The organism is Paenibacillus radicibacter, from assembly GCF_024721995.1.
Classification (GTDB): Bacteria; Bacillota; Bacilli; order Paenibacillales; family NBRC-103111; genus Paenibacillus_AM; species Paenibacillus_AM radicibacter.
Window position 1 is genome coordinate 127,777 of record NZ_JANQBC010000008.1, and the last position, 16,014, is coordinate 143,790.

Below are 16,014 nucleotides of genomic sequence, written 5' to 3' on the forward strand. Positions count from 1 at the left end.
ACGCTCCTCCAGTTGCTACTTTTTATCTACGTTGGACTTTTTCACCACGGACTGAGTAGGCAGGAAAGATGGTCGGGTGCTTCGCACCCTCCCCTGTCTTTGCCATCCTTTGGATCGGCAGAGAGAAAGAAAGGCGATTGCTTACTTGATTGTTTACGTGTTTATCTACTTTTTTATCGACTACCTTCTACCTACTTAACTTATTTATTTGCTTAATGCTTACGTGCCTTTCTTACTTTGTTACCACTATCTTACGTACTTACATCTCATTCCTTCTACTTTCTTAGCCCCAACTAATCAACTGCATCTGCAAATAAAATAAGGAAGCCCTAGACGTTCTCGCGAACTGTCTAAGGCTTCCTTTTATTGTACCCACTATTTTTACATCAAATTACTTAGTTTGATAATACGCCTTGAGAACATCCTTAATCCCGAGCACGTTACCAAGCAGATTCTTAGCACTGAAGTAGATGCTGCCTTTTACTTCAGCGTATTTTTTATTGTAATCAAGTTGATCTGTGATTTGAGTAGCTGTAGACCAACCCGCTTCTTTCGTGCCTAGCTTGTAAGGAGCTTGTCCGATGTACAACTTAACGTTGCTGCCACGCGTTTCATTTACCCACCAATCGACCAGCTTATCGTAAGCTGCTGCCTTAAAGCCGATGCTCCAATAAATTTGCGGAGCGACGTAATCCATCCAACCGTTACGAATCCACGTACGCACATCAGCACGTAGGCTGTCATAAGCCGTTACGCCAGCTGTAGTCGGAGAACCTGTTGGATCTGTGCTTTGATTCTTCCATACACCGAACGGACTAATACCGAATTCCACATTCTTCTTCTCCGCTTTAATCGATTGATTTAAATCTCTCACGAACTGATTAATGTTATCCCGACGCCAGTCGTCGATGTTCTTGATATTCCCTTTATTGTAGGCAGCAAATGCCGCCTCGTCAGCAAATTTCTCCGAACCATAAGGATAGAAATAATCATCCAAATGCACGCCATCCACGTTATACCCTTTTACCACTTCCATAATTGTATCAATAATGTGGGAGCGAGCTTCTGGAATCCCTGGATTTAAGTATAGCTTGTTGCTATTCTTCACGATCCACTCTGGATGCGTCTTCGCTGGGTGATTACTAGCAAGCTCGTCCATATTTACCCCATTACTTGCACGGAACGGATTGAACCAAGCATGAAACTCCATGCCACGCTTGTGAGTCTCTTCCACCATGAATGCAAGTGGATCGTATCCAGGATCTTTACCTTGTGTACCTGTCAGCCACTTGGACCATGGGACAAGCTTGGACTTATACAGTGCATCTGACTCCGGGCGAACTTGAACGAATACAGCATTGATACCCATATCTTTTAAGCTGTCTAAAAGCTTCGTATACTCCGCCTTTTGGCTTTGTACAGACAATCCAGTTTTCGATGGCCAATCGATATTATATACCGTCGAAATCCATGCTCCACGAAGTTCCTTCGTCTTATCCCCAACTGGCGGCTGTACCGGTGGTTGTACTGGCGGTTGAACTGGAGGCTGTACCGGCTCTTGATCGATAATATTCACTTCATTCTTATCGCCATTCCACTGCACCGTTGACCCTAGTCCTTCACTTACAAAGCGAAGCGGAACCATCGTACGAGCATTTCTAAGCTCTGCTGCCGCACCTAGTTCAATTTTTCTGCCATTTAAAAGCGCAGTCTTATTCCCGATCTTCTGCACGATAACGTTATTTTTCTTCGTAATCGTCACTTCTTCCGTCTTCGCATTCCACTCGACTTTAGCCCCTAAAGCCTCCGTCACGAATCGAATCGGAACCATCGTAAGTCCGATTTCCGTGTAAATAAACGGCGGTGAATCCGACTGAATCAACTTTCCATTTACCTTAAGCTTTACATCATAAGAAATGGTATTCGGCGCTTTAGCCCATACCGTTGAAACCGACTGTAATCCAAGCACCATAACGAGTAAACAGATGAAAAATCTAAACAACTTTATTCTTTTCAACTTTCATTTTCCTCCCATCACATTCCAATCGTAGCAGCCAAATTTACCAATATTTAATGAATGAAATCAACAATTACCAATGCTATGCTTGTACGTGCACGGGATTATCCCCTAAATACATACTTGGAGGAGATACAACTTGAAGAAAAAACTTGGAGTTCTCATGATCGCCTCAAGCCTAATGCTTGGTGCTATGCCAATGAGTACCTTTGCAGCTGAAAGCCCAGACACAGAGCTGGAAATCACTTTCGGTGCTTATGCAAAAAATACATACGAAACAACCATTGAATATGGTGTCAACTTACGTTCTACACCAAGTACCGCAAAGAAACCAATCCTTTTTTTGAAAAAAGGAGAGAAAGTTCATGTGGTCAAACAAGTAAATGCGAATTGGTTGCAAGTCCAAACCAAACAAGGTCAATCCGGCTACATATCTTCTAACGCAAAATACACGGATTATGTTGCACCTAGCGCAAATACGAATAAGTCCGAAAAAATCGTTAAATTCGCTAAATCCTTAATGGGAAAAGTTACATACAAATACGGTGCACGTGATCCGAAGAATTTTATCTTCGACTGCTCCTCTTTTACACAATACGTATACAAAGAAGCTGCTGACCTCTCGATTAAATGGGGATCCAACTCGCAGAATAATCAACTTGCTAAAGTAGCTAAAAAATCCGACCTACGTGTCGGAGATCTCGTATTCCTACGCGTAAATGGGACAGGCATTGGTCATGTAGGAATTTATATAGGTGATGGTCAAATGATCCATGCCACACCTTCCGCTAACGGAGTGGCAATTTCCTCTTTAGAGACAGGCTACTGGAAAGACCGTTTTGTCAATGGCGGAAGAATGCCTTCAAACTAATTATCATTTATAATGCAAATAAAGGATGCCGATTTGGCATCCTTTTTACATTTTTAAACTTATATCGATTTAACCTAATTCCTCTTCATCCGCACTATCGTATTCCGCATCGAAATCATCGAGACCTGCATCGTCAATTTCGAGTTCATCTTCGTCTTCATCATCTTCATCCTCATCGTCTTCTATTGCATCATCAAGCAATTCTTCACTTAACTCAGCATCATCTAAGGCTTCTTCCGCCAATCTTAACTCATCCATCTCTGGTTTCATCCTACATTCCTCCTTGATGATTCAGGATTATCCTATATCTTAAAAATATTATGCTTGTCTCTGTTATATACCTGTTCGTATAGTAGAATGATAATAATGATTGCACGAGAAAGGAATGACCCTGATTGATCCGTACATTAGCCATCACTAAAGACAATAAATTGCTGGAGTACCTTACGCTTGAGCAATTAAAATCCGATACGATTCAGTGGTATTGGGTAGATCTGACTGCACCCACAGAAGAAGAAGGGAAATTACTTCAGGATTATTTCCATTTCCATCCACTTGCAATTGAAGATTGCTTCAATCTGCTTCAAAGACCGAAGTTAGATCACTATGATGACATCCAATTCCTCATCTTACATGCGATTGAACATCCATCTTTAGTTGCTAAAGAAATCAATATGTTTGTAGGGCCTAACTTTATCGTTACCTTCTCCTTGGAACAAATTCAGGTCATTGAAGAAGCACGCGAACGAGTACGTAAACAATCTTCTGGTTGGCAAATCGGTCCTCTATTTGCTGCGCATGCTGTCATCGATAAGACCGTTGATCAATATTTTCCATGCGTTCATCAGATTGAAGACGGACTAGATGATCTTGAAAGCAGTCATAACGAAATCGTGAGTAATATGGATCAATTGTTTGCCATCCGTTCCCGGTTACTCAAGCTAAGAAGAACGATTATCCCGATGCGCGACTTACTCTACCATGTTATTAACTCAAATCGCATACCGGGTCTCAAAGAGCATCTGTTTTATTTTTCCGATATTCATGATCATCTGCTCAAATTAACCGATATGATCGAATCCAATCGCGAGATTACCGCTGATCTGCGTGACTCTTATATTTCGCTTAATTCCAATCGGATGAACAGCATCATGAAGACTCTTACCGTTATTACCGTTATTTTCATGCCGCTTACGTTCTTAGCTGGGGTGTATGGGATGAATTTCACCAATATGCCTGAGCTCGGTTGGAAATGGGGATACTTTATTGTAATAGGCATCATGATTACCGTTGCCGGCTCCATGTATGTCTGGTTTAAACGCAAAGGTTGGTTCGAATAATTGAACATCAAATTCATACAAAAAAAGCTGCTAACATCCTTTTCAGATGCCTTGCAGCTTTCTCTTTGTCCACACTACCCTTTAATACTCCCCGCTGTAACCCCTTCAATAATCTTCTCCTGTAAGAAGGCGTAAATGATAATTACCGGAATGATACTGAACATCGTCGCCGCGAACAATCCCCCATAGTTCTGGTTCAAACTATCTCGGAATGCGACCATCCCAACAGGGAGTGTTCGATACTTATCCGCCGTAATGAAGAAGGAAGCCATAATAAATTCATTCCAGTTCCCTAAGAAATTCAGAATAAATACCGTTACGAGTGCTGGGAGCGTTAACGGCAATATAATTCGCCAGAACAGACCGAATGCGGTTAGTCCATCCATTACACCCGCTTCTTCCAGATCATTTGGAATGGATTTCAAGAACGCCGAAATGATAAACATCGTAAGGGGTATCCCGAAAGTGATATACGGGAAAAGAATCGCAAACGGCGTGTCCTTAATGTGAAGATCACTCACAAGCCGGAATAACGGAATAAGTAAGAATGATCCCGGTAAGAGCAAGGCTAATCCGATAAATGACTTCACAATCTTAGCTGGTAACTGATAACGCATGCGTGTAACTGCATAAGCGACCATCGCCGCAATCACAATCGAGACAACACTCGCTGTCGTTGCGATATAGAAACTATTGAAGAAGTACGTACTAACCTTCGCTTTCACCCACACGTCAAAATAGTTCTGAATATGCAGCGAAGTCGGAAGACCAAACGGATCTGCAACGACATCCGCTGATACTTTTAATGAATTCTGAAATGCCCATAGGATCGGATAGAGCGTGACGATCACATAGATCCACAAAAATACATGGACGCCGATACCTTTTCTTTTTTTCATTCGCCCTCCACATCCCCGTATTTTTTGGAAATGCTATTAAATATCAAAGTAATGAGTAAAGAGAAAATAAAGATCAAGTTCGCAATTGCATTACCATATCCGTAGTAATCTTGATTAAAGGCTACACGATACATATACGTTGCCATTACCTCTGTAGAACCGAATGGTCCTCCATTTGTCATAACGATAACGATATCTAATGCCTTCATGGCTCCCGTGATGGATAATAGAATAATAACGAAGATGACTGGACGAATAAGTGGGATGATAATAAATCGAGTTCGTTGAAAACTTGTTGCTCCATCAATCTCTGCGGCTTCTAGAACTTCTTTGGATATTCCAAAAATCGCAGCGAGTACAAGCACCACATAGAACCCTGTCCATTGCCAAGCATTGGTGACTAAGATCGATAACATAGCCGTTCTCTCATCACCTAGCCAACCCATCGTCCATGATTCCAAGCCAATTGCAGTTAGACCACTATTAAGTATCCCGATTTGAGGATGGAAGACTACGAATGTGAACAATACACCTACTACCGCAGTCGACAAAATACTAGGTAAGAATACCGTTGTTTTGTAAAAACCACGGAACCTTTTTACACCAGCAACGAGTACAGCAATGAGTAGAATGATCGGTACTTGAACAAAGATCGAGAACAAAATAAACCAAACATTATTTAAGAATCCGACCCAAAAATTTGGATCATCCGTGAGTGCAGTCACATAGTTTTCAAATCCAATATATTCGGGTTTGGATAATCCATTGTAATCTGTAAATCCAAATTGAAACGTCGTGAAGATCGGATAAATATAGAACACACTATACAAAATTAGAGCAGGCAATATGAAAAGGATAAATGTTGCCGGATTTCGTAATGTACGATTCACGATGACCTCCGTTCTCTATAACGCTTATACCGCGTATAGGTTTATTGAACAAGTAACGGGTACCACACCGATTGGTGATACCCGCTACTTCAATTCTTATTCAATCATTATTTCTTTTCTTTATCTGCTTTCTCTTGAGCTTTCTGAACGTTCTCAGCGAATTGTTCTGCTGTAACTTTACCTCCAACTAACTTTTGTGCCTCTTGGAAAATAAAATCACGAACTGATGTTGGTACTTCAGCATCAAATGCTGGGAATGATCCCTTAGCTGCTCCTGCTACTGCAAACACTTCTTTTACATAAGGCTTAGCACTGTCAATTGTAATCTTCTTCGCTGGCAACCAGCCTTCATCTGCATTTTGTTTCAATTGCTCTTCATCACTGTACATGCGCTTAATAAATTCTTTAATTGCTGCTTTCTGAGCATCATTTACTTTAGATGAATAACCATATCCGGAAGAGTAGGAAGCATTTACGATGTTATCGCCAGGGCCTCCAACGTTCGGGAATTGGAAGAATCCAACATCATCCGTTACTTTACTGAATTTAGGATCCGTGAACGCTCCACCTGCCCAAGTTCCATCAAAGCGCATTGCAGCATTCCCTTTTTGGAATTCGCCATAGCCTTGCTCATTGCTTAGTGCTAAGGAGTTCTTCGTTACGTAACCTTTATCAATGAGTTCTTTGAATTTTTTGAAACCTTCAACCACACCTGGATCTGTCCATTTCTTAGTACCTGCTTGAATTTCAGCCGTAATATCTTTTCCACCATAACGTACCCAAAGTGTATTCATTGGCATTGTGATTGCCCACGCATCTTTCGCACCGAATGCGAAAGGTTGAATGCCTTTAGCTTTTAACGTTTCACAAACTTTCATAAGTTCATCCCAAGTTTTTGGGATTTGAAGACCGTTGTCAGCAAAGATCTTCTTGTTATAGAAGACGTTCTCCTGATATCCAGCCAGTGGAAGACCGTAAATTTTACCGTCTACTGTAAACTCACCTAAGTCATAGAATTTATCTTTAAGACCAAGCTCTGTAATAATGGGTGTCAGATCAAGTAAGCTACCAGTTTTGGAAAATTTCTTCGTATCGGAGCCACCAAATAGTTGGAAAATTTCTGGCGGGTTTCCTTGAGCAAATTCAGCAGGTAAACGTTGAAGACGGTGTGCCTGCTCTTCCATCGAAACCATCTCGATAGTAAGTCCTGGAACTTTTGCTTCAACATCTTTCTTTACTTGTTGCAAACGTGCTAATTCTTTAGCTTGTGTCTCTTTTACGAGCACGTTACGCAAGTTCAAAGTTACTTTTTCTGGTGCCTTACTAGGTGCTGGAGTTGCTGCCTCAGGTGCTTTGGTTGCCACAGGCGTCGATGTCGGTGCAGGTGTCGTTGCTGCTTCTTTACTACCACATCCAGCTAACGCACTGCCAACTGCTAGTAAACTTACGAGAGTTACTGCTGTCTTTTTCATATTTCGACCTCCAAATATTTAATATGATTACAATTTTTAGTATATATCCATATATAACCTATTAATAGGGATTCATTTCAATAATAAGGGATAAATTACCATTGTGTATTATAGAAAAAGACCCCCACATTTGAGCAGGATTATTGCCAATCCCCCTCACGTGAGAGTCTTAATTTATAAGCTATTTAGGATAAAGACCAACCATAAGCATACTTCTCAGAAATCGTTACTGGCAATTGACCTTGTGCATTAATCTCACCTAATAGCACTTTAGCCACAGCCTTCATCGCAAGTGGACGGTTCTCGTAAGCTGCAATATACGCCGGAACTTCTGGGAAGGATACAAGATCAAATGGGTTGCGTCCTGCTACGACAACGAAGGATTTACCCAAGTTTGCGACTTCCTTCGCAAGATGAATTTGCCCCTCTGCAAATGTTGCATTATACGTCACGTAGATGACTTGATCAGCTGCTTCGACAAGTTTCAATGTTTCTGCAATCTCTTGCTTAGTCGGATCAAGGAAAATACGAGTCTCGCTCACATCACCCATTTTCTCAGCCAAATAGTAACCTAACGTTTCTTTCTGTGAAATGAATTCTACCACTTCTGTATTCTCACGAACCTCAGACCAAATCACGAGCGTCTTCTTCGAAGAAGCAAGCGGGATAATATCATTATTGTTCTGAACGAGTGTAACACTCTTCTCATAGACACTAGCCGCCACTTCCTCAGAAGCTGGCAAACCAACCTCATTCAATCCAATTGTTGATGCTTCTGCTTGCTTTAACTTCGCTTTAAGAGCAAGCACACGCTCTACAGATTCATCAATTCGTGCTTCAGAGATTCTTCCCTCTTCTACGGCTTGAACAAGCGCATTGATTCCCGCAACTTGCTTCTCATACGTATGGGAGATTAATACGATATCTACACCTGCTTCTACTGCAAGTACGGTACCTTCTGCCGGTCCGAAGTGATCATCAATTGCTTTCATCTCCAGGCAATCTGTTACAATGACACCTTTAAACCCAAGCTCTTCACGAAGGAAGCTCTGCATCACGCGAGGGGATAGAGTTGATGGTAACTTCTCTTGCTCAAGCGCTGGGAAAATAATATGTGCAGACATGACCATGTCAGCACCATTCTCAATTGCATCAATAAACGGTACGAGTTCAACTGATCTTAGACGATCCATATCATGCAAGATTGTAGGCAATGCGTAATGCGAATCGGAATTCGTATCCCCATGGCCTGGGAAGTGCTTGATCGTTGCAGTTACACCTGCATCTTGATAGCCACGAACAGCAGCTGAACCCATCTGCGCAACGAGCTTTGGATCTTCCCCATAGGAACGAACCCCAATAACAGGGTTAAGTGGATTGTTATTCACATCAACGTCTGGTGCAAAGTTCACATTGATCCCCATTGCACGAAGTTCTTTACCACAAATTTGTGCCGTTTGATAAGATGCATCTGTGTCTCGGCTTGCACCAAGTGTCATACTGCCTGGCATAAGGCTAATGCCTTCCTCAATTCTTGCTACCATACCGCCTTCTTGATCGATAGCAATTAATAACGGGTTGTCTATTGTTGCCGCTGTTTGAAGATCACTAGATAACGTTGCAACTTGCTCAGGATTCACGAGATTACGACGGAAGTAGATAATTCCACCCACTTGATACTCTTCAATCAAGCTTTTCACTTCTGCATTCGGAATCTGTGCTTTGAATCCGCACATAAACATTTGACCAATTTTTTGACGCAATGACATGTTTTCGAGTTTCATACGTGACGACCTCTTTTCATCATTCATGAATTGGAGTTTCTCTTTTTTCCCGATATTCCGTTGGTGTCATGCCTGTAAATTTCAAAAATACGCGTGTAAAGTATCTGCGCTCTGCATAGCCTACCATTTTGCCAATCTGTGTAATACTCTTGTCACTCATGACTAGAATCGACTTCGCAAGTTCGATGCGTTGTCTTGTTAAATACTCCAAGAACGTTTCACCAAACTGCTGTTTGAACAGCAAGGAGAAGTATGAGCAAGAAATGCCGATATAATCCGCAATTTCTTCAACGCCAAAATCAGTTGCTAGATTTTTATTAATATACTCTTTTGCAGATATCATGAACGTATCACTAGGTTTACGATTAATACGTGTATTCATGGAGGTATGAATGAGTTGATGAATATTTTCCATCAAATCTTTGACTGAGATCGAACGTTCTAGCTTTGCCCAGAGAGCTGCCTCTTCTTCATCACTCAGGACATTAATTTCCTTCATCTCACGCACCAAGTGCAGGATTAAGAAGTGTAGAATTTGTTCAACGCGAAGAACTGACTGCTCAGAGATCGCTTTAAGTGTTTGGTTTAATTCACTAAACGCCTGATCCATCTTCGCCTGATCACGTTGTTTAAGCGCTGTAACAATCTCCTCAATTAATCCCCACATCGAGTAATTCAATTCATTCGTTCCAGCCTGTTCTTTCAGGACGAGAATCTGCTTCTTCGCAGGGGATAAGTGAAGTGAGCGCTGTACTTTCTTATAAGCATCCGCAAGTTCATGCATAGACGCATGTTTCGGATAAATACCGAGTGACACATTGAGTTTCACATTGAGATGAACAGCCTCTTGTAACATATGCGACCACATCTGCATCTTATTAATGTCGTTTGGATTGTTCCCTTTCGTATGCTGAATCACAACACACCACTCGCCTTCACGAGTCTGAAGCACCGCGTAGTTAAGTTCATCTTTGCTAAGCGCGTCTTGAAGAACGTTTCGCAGTGCAAAATTACGTAGCTTACGTTCCTTCTCATTCCAATTCCTTGAAATGTGGGAGTACTCATCCAAATCAACCAAAATTAATGTATATTCGAGCTCTTCGAGCAAATGTTCATCATTGAATAAAAATTGTCTTACACTCACATTCGTATAATCCAGGAGTACGTCATGCAGCAATTTCTCATAAGCAAGGTTCATGACACTGTTCCACTTCTTCTGCTCACGTGCCTGTTCCATTCGCTTGTCTATGATTTCCTCTGCAAGCTTCGTCACGACATTCTCTAGCTCCTCGTAATTAATAGGCTTGAGGATGTAGTCACGAGCACCATACTTAAGCGCAGTTCGAATGTATTCAAAATCTTGATAACCTGTCAGCATAATGACTGCATAGTCTTTGCCTAGTTCATTTAGCTTTTGCAAGAAACCAAGACCATCTAAATTGGGCATTCGAATGTCACATAGAATCAGATCTGGATTATGTTCTTCGACGTACGCAAGTGCCTTTAATCCATCACTTGTCGTTTCAACCGAATCAAAGCCGATCGACTCCCAAGGTAATACTTTTTGTAAATTACGTACAATATTGATTTCATCATCCACAAGTAACGCTTTTAATTTCATTTCCATCACCCAGCAATATATTTTGGAATTACGCATTTAATTGTTGTGCCTTTGCTAAGCTCACTGCAAATGAAAATGCCACAGGAGTTTCCGTAATGAATGCGAAGACGATCTGCAACATTTAATATGCCAAGGCCAATTCGCTTCGTCTCAGTTGCTTGCTTAGGTAATTTTAAGCTTGTTCCTTTGTATTCTAAACGATTGAGCACATCACTCGGTATACCCTTACCGTTGTCTTCCACCCAAATTACGATATGATCCCCTTGATCTTCCACAGAAATCTTAATCGCTCCTCCGCCTTCTAATCCCTCAAAACCGTGCTGGATACTATTTTCAACAAGTGGCTGCAAGGTCAATTTCAGAATCGAGTAGTTCTCAAGTTCTTTCGGCAGATCAAATTCATACTGGAACAAGTCTTCAAAGCGGAACGCTTGGATATCCATATAGTTTTTCAAGTAATTCATTTCAAGAGCAACTGAAATTTCTTCTTTATGCTCGAACATTCGCAGCATCGAACCAAGTCGGTACACGATCTGACTTACTTTCTTACCCTCATTCTGAATCGCTAAAGCGTTAATTGACTCTAATGTGTTAAAAAGAAAATGCGGTTTAATCTGTGCTTCTAGCAGCATTAACTCCGCTTTCTTCTTCCGCTCTTGTTCCATCTTGATTTCTTCGATGAGCAATTCCATACGAGCAACAAGTGAGTTGAATCCACGAGCAAGAATCGTCGTTTCGTCATGCCCTCTTACAGGAACCCGAACTCTTAGATCACCAAGTTCTGCATGTTTCATTTTGGATACAAAATAGCTAATAAATCGAATGTATCGATTCACAAACAATAGATTAAATAGCAATGCGCAAATCAAGAAGAAAGTAATAACAATAGATACCCATTTGAGCACTGTCAACGTTTTACCGGATAAATAATCCCACGGTGTAATGTAAACAAGACTCCAGTTCTTAATTCCTTCTTTCTCCAAATCAAAATCGTATACGGAGAGCATACTTTCAACGCCATTAAACATGACTTTGGAAGTTGCATATTCTTTCGTAAGATCAACGGACCCGGAGCTATAATCCTTTAAGTTATGACCATCCAACTGACTCTTACTGTCTTTAAGAATGGTACCTGAATGATTCACAATTAAGAAGCGACTTGCTTCAGGCTGGTTATAGAAGAATGAACTCGCTAGCCTGTCCAGCTCGTTAAAGCGCATTGTTAACAACAAATACCCTTTAATCTCCATGGAGGAAGGGTCTCGCATCAATCGAATCGATGTAAATTGTCCATCACTATCAATAACAGAAGTGTATTCATTCGGGCCTACCCAAGTCGCTCGCCCATTCTGTTCAATCATTTCTTTATATACTTCATGGGATCGGAATTGATAGAAAGGAACTTTCAAGATGTCCCTGTCCTTCCGCTTAAAAGCCGCCGCATAATCGCCTTGTACATCGTAGATGGCTACTTTATCGACTGCAAGATAAGTTAAGAATGTACTTTTTAGAATACTAATGTTATCTAAATAACGCGAGGACTGACCACCAATTCCATCAGATGATGCCAACATCGCATTGAGCTCACTTTGGAAACGCCAATACTCTGAGTACGTATTTGCCTCTTTAAATATGGAACTGATATTATGTCCAATCGCTTGAATCGTAAGCTCTGATTGATCAGTATAGTTTTTTTCAATAATATTCTGGATGACGAGGTACGTAATGCTGCCAATAACAAAAAGAGGAATAATAATGAATCCAAAGAAAGCAAGGAACACTTTTTTTCTAAGATTCATCATTACGCCTCTTTCCTCCTTCAGGTTATCCCTTCACACTACCAGCTGTTACACCTTCAATAATTTTCTCTTGAAGAATGGCATAGATCACAACAACTGGAATGACGCTAAACATCGTAGAAGCGAATAGACCACTATAGTTCATATTTAGGGAGTTCATGAATGCAACCATGCCGACAGGGAGTGTACGCAGCGTTTCTTTTGTTAAGAAGAACTGTGCCATAACGAATTCGTTCCAATTTCCTAAGAAGTTCAGAATAAACACCGTTACAAGCGCTGGTGTACATAGTGGCAGGATGACTCTCCAGAACAAGCCATATGCGGACAAGCCGTCCATAACACCTGCTTCTTCCAAATCGTTCGGAATCGAGCGAAGGAAGGCAGATATAACAAACACGGTAAGCGGAATTCCGAATGTAATATACGGAATAATGAGCGCTGCGTGTGTATTGACGATTTTCATATCGTTAAGTAAGAAGAACAACGGTACAAGCAAGAAGGAACCTGGAATCATAAGTGCAAGACCGATAAACGCTTGTACGATCTTACTCATTGTTTTAAAGCGCATACGAGTTACTGCATAAGCAGTCATTGCTGCAAGTACCATGGAAACCACACTGGCTAGTGTAGAAATATACAAGCTGTTAAAGAAATAAGTACTAATCTTGGAAGATGTCCATGCATTGATATAGTTCACGAATTGGAAATCAGTTGGAATCGCAAACGGATGTGAAATAACTTCTGCTGAAGTCTTGAAGGAGTTCTGGAATGCCCAGAAAACCGGATATAATGTAATAATAACATAAAGCATCAGGATAACGTGAGTAAGAATACCTTTTTTGTTTTTCATCAGCTCTCCACATCCCCGAATTTTTTCGAAAAGATACCGAACAGTAGAGTGACTCCCAATGTAAAGATCATAATGAGATTCGCAATCGCGTTACCGTATCCATATTCAGTCTGTTTGAAAGCAACATTGTACATATGCGTTGCCATAACTTCTGTCGAGCTGAACGGTCCGCCATTTGTCATAACCAAGATAACATCTAGAGCCTTCATCGCACCTGTAATCGATAGAAGCATGATCACAAGAATAATCGGACGAATCAATGGTATTGTAATTAGTCGAGCTTTTTGGAAGCCTGTCGCGCCGTCAATTTCTGCAGCCTCGAAAATTTCTTTGGAAATACCAAGGATCGCTGCTAGCACGAGAACAACATAGAAACCTGTCCACTGCCAAGCGTTGGTAAACAAAATGGCAAGCATTGCTGTACTTTCTGATCCTAACCAGCTGCCTTCAGGAATTAAGCTCTCAAGGCCGACAGCACTAAACAGTTTGTTTAACAAACCGATCTCCGGGTGGAACACGACGAAGGAGAATAGAATACCTACTACAGCAGTTGAAAGAATACTTGGTAGGAAAACAGTCGTTTTGTAGAAACCACGGAATTTCTTCACACCAGATACTAGAATACCTAGTAGAATAATGACTGGGATTTGAATAAATAAAGAGAATAAGATGAAGAAAACGTTATTAAAGAATGATTTCCAGAAAATTTCATCGTTAGTTAACGCTTTTACATAGTTATCTAGTCCGATAAATACAGGTGTATTCGCACCATCCCAGCTTGTAAAGCCAGATTTCAATGTGCTAAGTACCGGATAAATAAAGAACATCGTATACAGTAACAGCGTCGGTATTATAAACAAGAAATACGTCAAGGGATTACGCAAAGTCTTATTCATGTGAACCTCCAGTCTCTATCCTGATTTACTCAGGTAAATATTTATTTAAATATATGTAACGGGTATCACCTGGTGGAGATACCCGTTACTTGCTCAGACATGTTTCTTAAAGGAGAATGTGAATTACTTCTTCTCTTTAGCTACTTCGTCTTGAACTTTTTGGATCTTTTCAGCCAGTTTCTCAGGTGTAATTTTTCCGCCGATCAATTCTTGCATACCTTTTTCAAGAGCGTCACGAACTTTAGCGTGTACAACGGAGTCAAATGCAGGGAATACAGTTTTCGCTTTACCCATTACACCGCTAATGTCTTTCGTAATTTCTTTCGCGCTTGCAAGCTCAAACTTCATAGCTGGCAACCAGCCTTCTTCTTTGTATTGCTTTTCTTGTTGGTCTTGGCTCCACATTTGCTTGATGAACTCTTTAACAGCTTTCTTCTCTTGATCGTTTAGTTTCGCGGAGAAACCATAACCGTTGGAGTAAGAAGCGTTAAGTGCGCCATCCCCAGGACCACCTGTTGATGGGAACGCGAAGAAACCAACTTCTTTGGATACTGCAGTTTTAGTCTCATCTGTGAAGGAACCGCCAGCCCAGCTTCCGTCGAATGCCATTGCAGCTTTACCAGTTCTGAAGTCGTTCTGACCTTCAGGATAAGCTAGAGACAAAGTACCTTTAGGGAAGTAGCCTTTCTTGTGAAGTTCGGAGTAGTTAGCGAATGCTTTCACTACGCCAGCGTCTGTCCATTTTTTCGTACCAGCAACGATATCTTCCGTAATGTTGTTTCCAGCTTCACGTACCCACATCGTGTTCATCATCATGTTGATTGCCCAAGGCTCTTTGGAACCTAGTGCGAATGGAATGATGCCTTTGGATTTCAAAGTCTCAGAAGCTGCTAGCAACTCTTCGTATGTTTGTGGAACTTTAATTCCATTGTCAGCGAATAATTTCTTGTTGTAGAAAATACCTTCAGCATAACCAGTCAATGGTAGACCGTAGATTTTACCGTCTACTGTGAACTCGGATAAGCTGTTGTACTTATCTTTAATACCAAGTTCAGTCAAGATTGGAGTTAGATCAAGAAGATTTCCTGTCTTGGAGAAGTCTCTTGTGTCCGTACCACCGAATAGGTTGAAGATTTGAGGAGGGTTACCTGCTGACATTTCAGCACGAAGTTTTTGGAAACGGTTAACGTTCTCTTCCATACCTTCAAAGTTAACTGTAAGACCTGGAACAGCCGCTTCTGTCTTCTTCTTCACTTCTTCTAAGCGAGTTAGAGCAGGCTTGTCCGTATCCTTAATCAAGATGTGACGCAGGTTAATTGTAAATGGCTTACCTGCCTCTTCTGGTTTAGCTGTTTGAGTAGCACCAGGTGTTGTTGCAGCGTCTTTTGTCTCTTCTTTACCACATGCAGCAAGCGCTGAGGACAATACTAGTAGTAATGCCGTCATGGATACAACTGTCTTTTTCATTTGAGTGACCTCCCAAAATTGTTTGTGTTAACTTACAATTTAATTATATTAATTAATATAGCGCTTTCACAGGTCTTCATTTCGACAAACAGGGGGGACAATTCTCTT

Annotated in this window: 13 protein-coding genes; 2 read left to right on the forward strand and 11 right to left on the reverse strand. The window is 41.1% G+C overall.

The window, feature by feature from the left end; all coding sequences use genetic code 11:
* Window positions 1-391: 391 nt before the first annotated feature.
* Window positions 392-2,008: a family 10 glycosylhydrolase gene (locus tag NV379_RS15500; RefSeq protein WP_258208389.1), complete on the reverse strand. Its 1,617-nt coding sequence runs from the start codon at window positions 2,006-2,008 to the stop codon at window positions 392-394.
* 148 nt (window positions 2,009-2,156) lie between these two features.
* Between NV379_RS15500 and NV379_RS15505 the strand changes: the two genes are divergently transcribed.
* Entirely contained in the window at window positions 2,157-2,888 is a 732-nt protein-coding gene (locus NV379_RS15505; RefSeq protein ID WP_258208231.1) for a C40 family peptidase, read from the forward strand.
* Between the two features lie 69 nt (window positions 2,889-2,957).
* On the opposite strand, the gene NV379_RS15510 is transcribed toward NV379_RS15505, so the two are convergent.
* Window positions 2,958-3,158, reverse strand: a complete 201-nt coding sequence (locus NV379_RS15510; RefSeq protein ID WP_258208232.1) for a hypothetical protein — start codon at window positions 3,156-3,158, stop codon at window positions 2,958-2,960.
* Between the two features lie 125 nt (window positions 3,159-3,283).
* On the opposite strand from NV379_RS15510, the gene corA reads away from it, so the two are divergent.
* A complete protein-coding gene (gene corA / locus NV379_RS15515) occupies window positions 3,284-4,228 on the forward strand; it encodes a magnesium/cobalt transporter CorA (RefSeq protein ID WP_258208233.1) in 945 nt (314 codons plus the stop codon).
* Window positions 4,229-4,302: 74 nt separating this feature from the next.
* Here corA and NV379_RS15520 read toward each other — a convergent pair whose 3' ends face one another.
* The 9 genes from NV379_RS15520 to NV379_RS15560 form a co-directional block, all read right to left on the reverse strand.
* Window positions 4,303-5,127 (reverse strand): carbohydrate ABC transporter permease, encoded by an 825-nt coding sequence (locus NV379_RS15520; RefSeq protein WP_258208234.1) that lies wholly within the window; start codon window positions 5,125-5,127, stop codon window positions 4,303-4,305.
* Window positions 5,124-6,017, reverse strand: coding sequence for a carbohydrate ABC transporter permease (locus NV379_RS15525; protein WP_258208235.1), 894 nt, complete (start codon window positions 6,015-6,017; stop codon window positions 5,124-5,126). The genes NV379_RS15520 and NV379_RS15525 overlap by 4 nt, the downstream gene beginning before the upstream one ends.
* Window positions 6,018-6,124: 107 nt before the next feature.
* Entirely contained in the window at window positions 6,125-7,489 is a 1,365-nt protein-coding gene (locus NV379_RS15530; protein WP_258208236.1) for an ABC transporter substrate-binding protein, read from the reverse strand.
* Between the two features lie 185 nt (window positions 7,490-7,674).
* Complete coding sequence (gene nagZ / locus NV379_RS15535; protein WP_258208237.1) at window positions 7,675-9,273, reverse strand: beta-N-acetylhexosaminidase; 1,599 nt, start codon at window positions 9,271-9,273, stop codon at window positions 7,675-7,677.
* Window positions 9,274-9,292: 19 nt separating this feature from the next.
* Window positions 9,293-10,894, reverse strand: a complete 1,602-nt coding sequence (locus tag NV379_RS15540) for a response regulator (RefSeq protein ID WP_258208238.1) — start codon at window positions 10,892-10,894, stop codon at window positions 9,293-9,295.
* A gap of 5 nt (window positions 10,895-10,899) precedes the next feature.
* Entirely contained in the window at window positions 10,900-12,693 is a 1,794-nt protein-coding gene (locus NV379_RS15545) for a cache domain-containing sensor histidine kinase (RefSeq protein ID WP_258208239.1), read from the reverse strand.
* A 25-nt stretch (window positions 12,694-12,718) separates the two neighbouring features.
* Window positions 12,719-13,543: a carbohydrate ABC transporter permease gene (locus NV379_RS15550; protein WP_258208240.1), complete on the reverse strand. Its 825-nt coding sequence runs from the start codon at window positions 13,541-13,543 to the stop codon at window positions 12,719-12,721.
* The gene (locus tag NV379_RS15555; protein ID WP_258208241.1) at window positions 13,543-14,439 is read right to left on the reverse strand and encodes a carbohydrate ABC transporter permease; all 897 of its coding nucleotides are present in this window, start codon (window positions 14,437-14,439) and stop codon (window positions 13,543-13,545) included. Before NV379_RS15555 ends, NV379_RS15550 begins: the two co-directional genes overlap by 1 nt.
* Window positions 14,440-14,562: 123 nt before the next feature.
* A complete protein-coding gene (locus NV379_RS15560) occupies window positions 14,563-15,906 on the reverse strand; it encodes an extracellular solute-binding protein (protein WP_258208242.1) in 1,344 nt (447 codons plus the stop codon).
* Between the last annotated feature and the right edge of the window lie 108 nt (window positions 15,907-16,014).

Excerpts from the sequence above, each read along its gene's own strand:
- NV379_RS15510 (WP_258208232.1), bottom strand. The coding sequence starts at position 3,158 with ATGAAACCAGAGATGGATGAGTTAAGATTGGCGGAAGAAGCCTTAGAT.
- NV379_RS15520 (WP_258208234.1), bottom strand. The coding sequence starts at position 5,127 with ATGAAAAAAAGAAAAGGTATCGGCGTCCATGTATTTTTGTGGATCTAT.
- NV379_RS15530 (WP_258208236.1), bottom strand. The coding sequence starts at position 7,489 with ATGAAAAAGACAGCAGTAACTCTCGTAAGTTTACTAGCAGTTGGCAGT.
- nagZ (WP_258208237.1), bottom strand. The coding sequence starts at position 9,273 with ATGAAACTCGAAAACATGTCATTGCGTCAAAAAATTGGTCAAATGTTT.
- NV379_RS15540 (WP_258208238.1), bottom strand. The coding sequence starts at position 10,894 with ATGAAATTAAAAGCGTTACTTGTGGATGATGAAATCAATATTGTACGT.
- NV379_RS15545 (WP_258208239.1), bottom strand. The coding sequence starts at position 12,693 with ATGAATCTTAGAAAAAAAGTGTTCCTTGCTTTCTTTGGATTCATTATT.
- NV379_RS15550 (WP_258208240.1), bottom strand. The coding sequence starts at position 13,543 with ATGAAAAACAAAAAAGGTATTCTTACTCACGTTATCCTGATGCTTTAT.
- NV379_RS15555 (WP_258208241.1), bottom strand. The coding sequence starts at position 14,439 with ATGAATAAGACTTTGCGTAATCCCTTGACGTATTTCTTGTTTATAATA.
- NV379_RS15560 (WP_258208242.1), bottom strand. The coding sequence starts at position 15,906 with ATGAAAAAGACAGTTGTATCCATGACGGCATTACTACTAGTATTGTCC.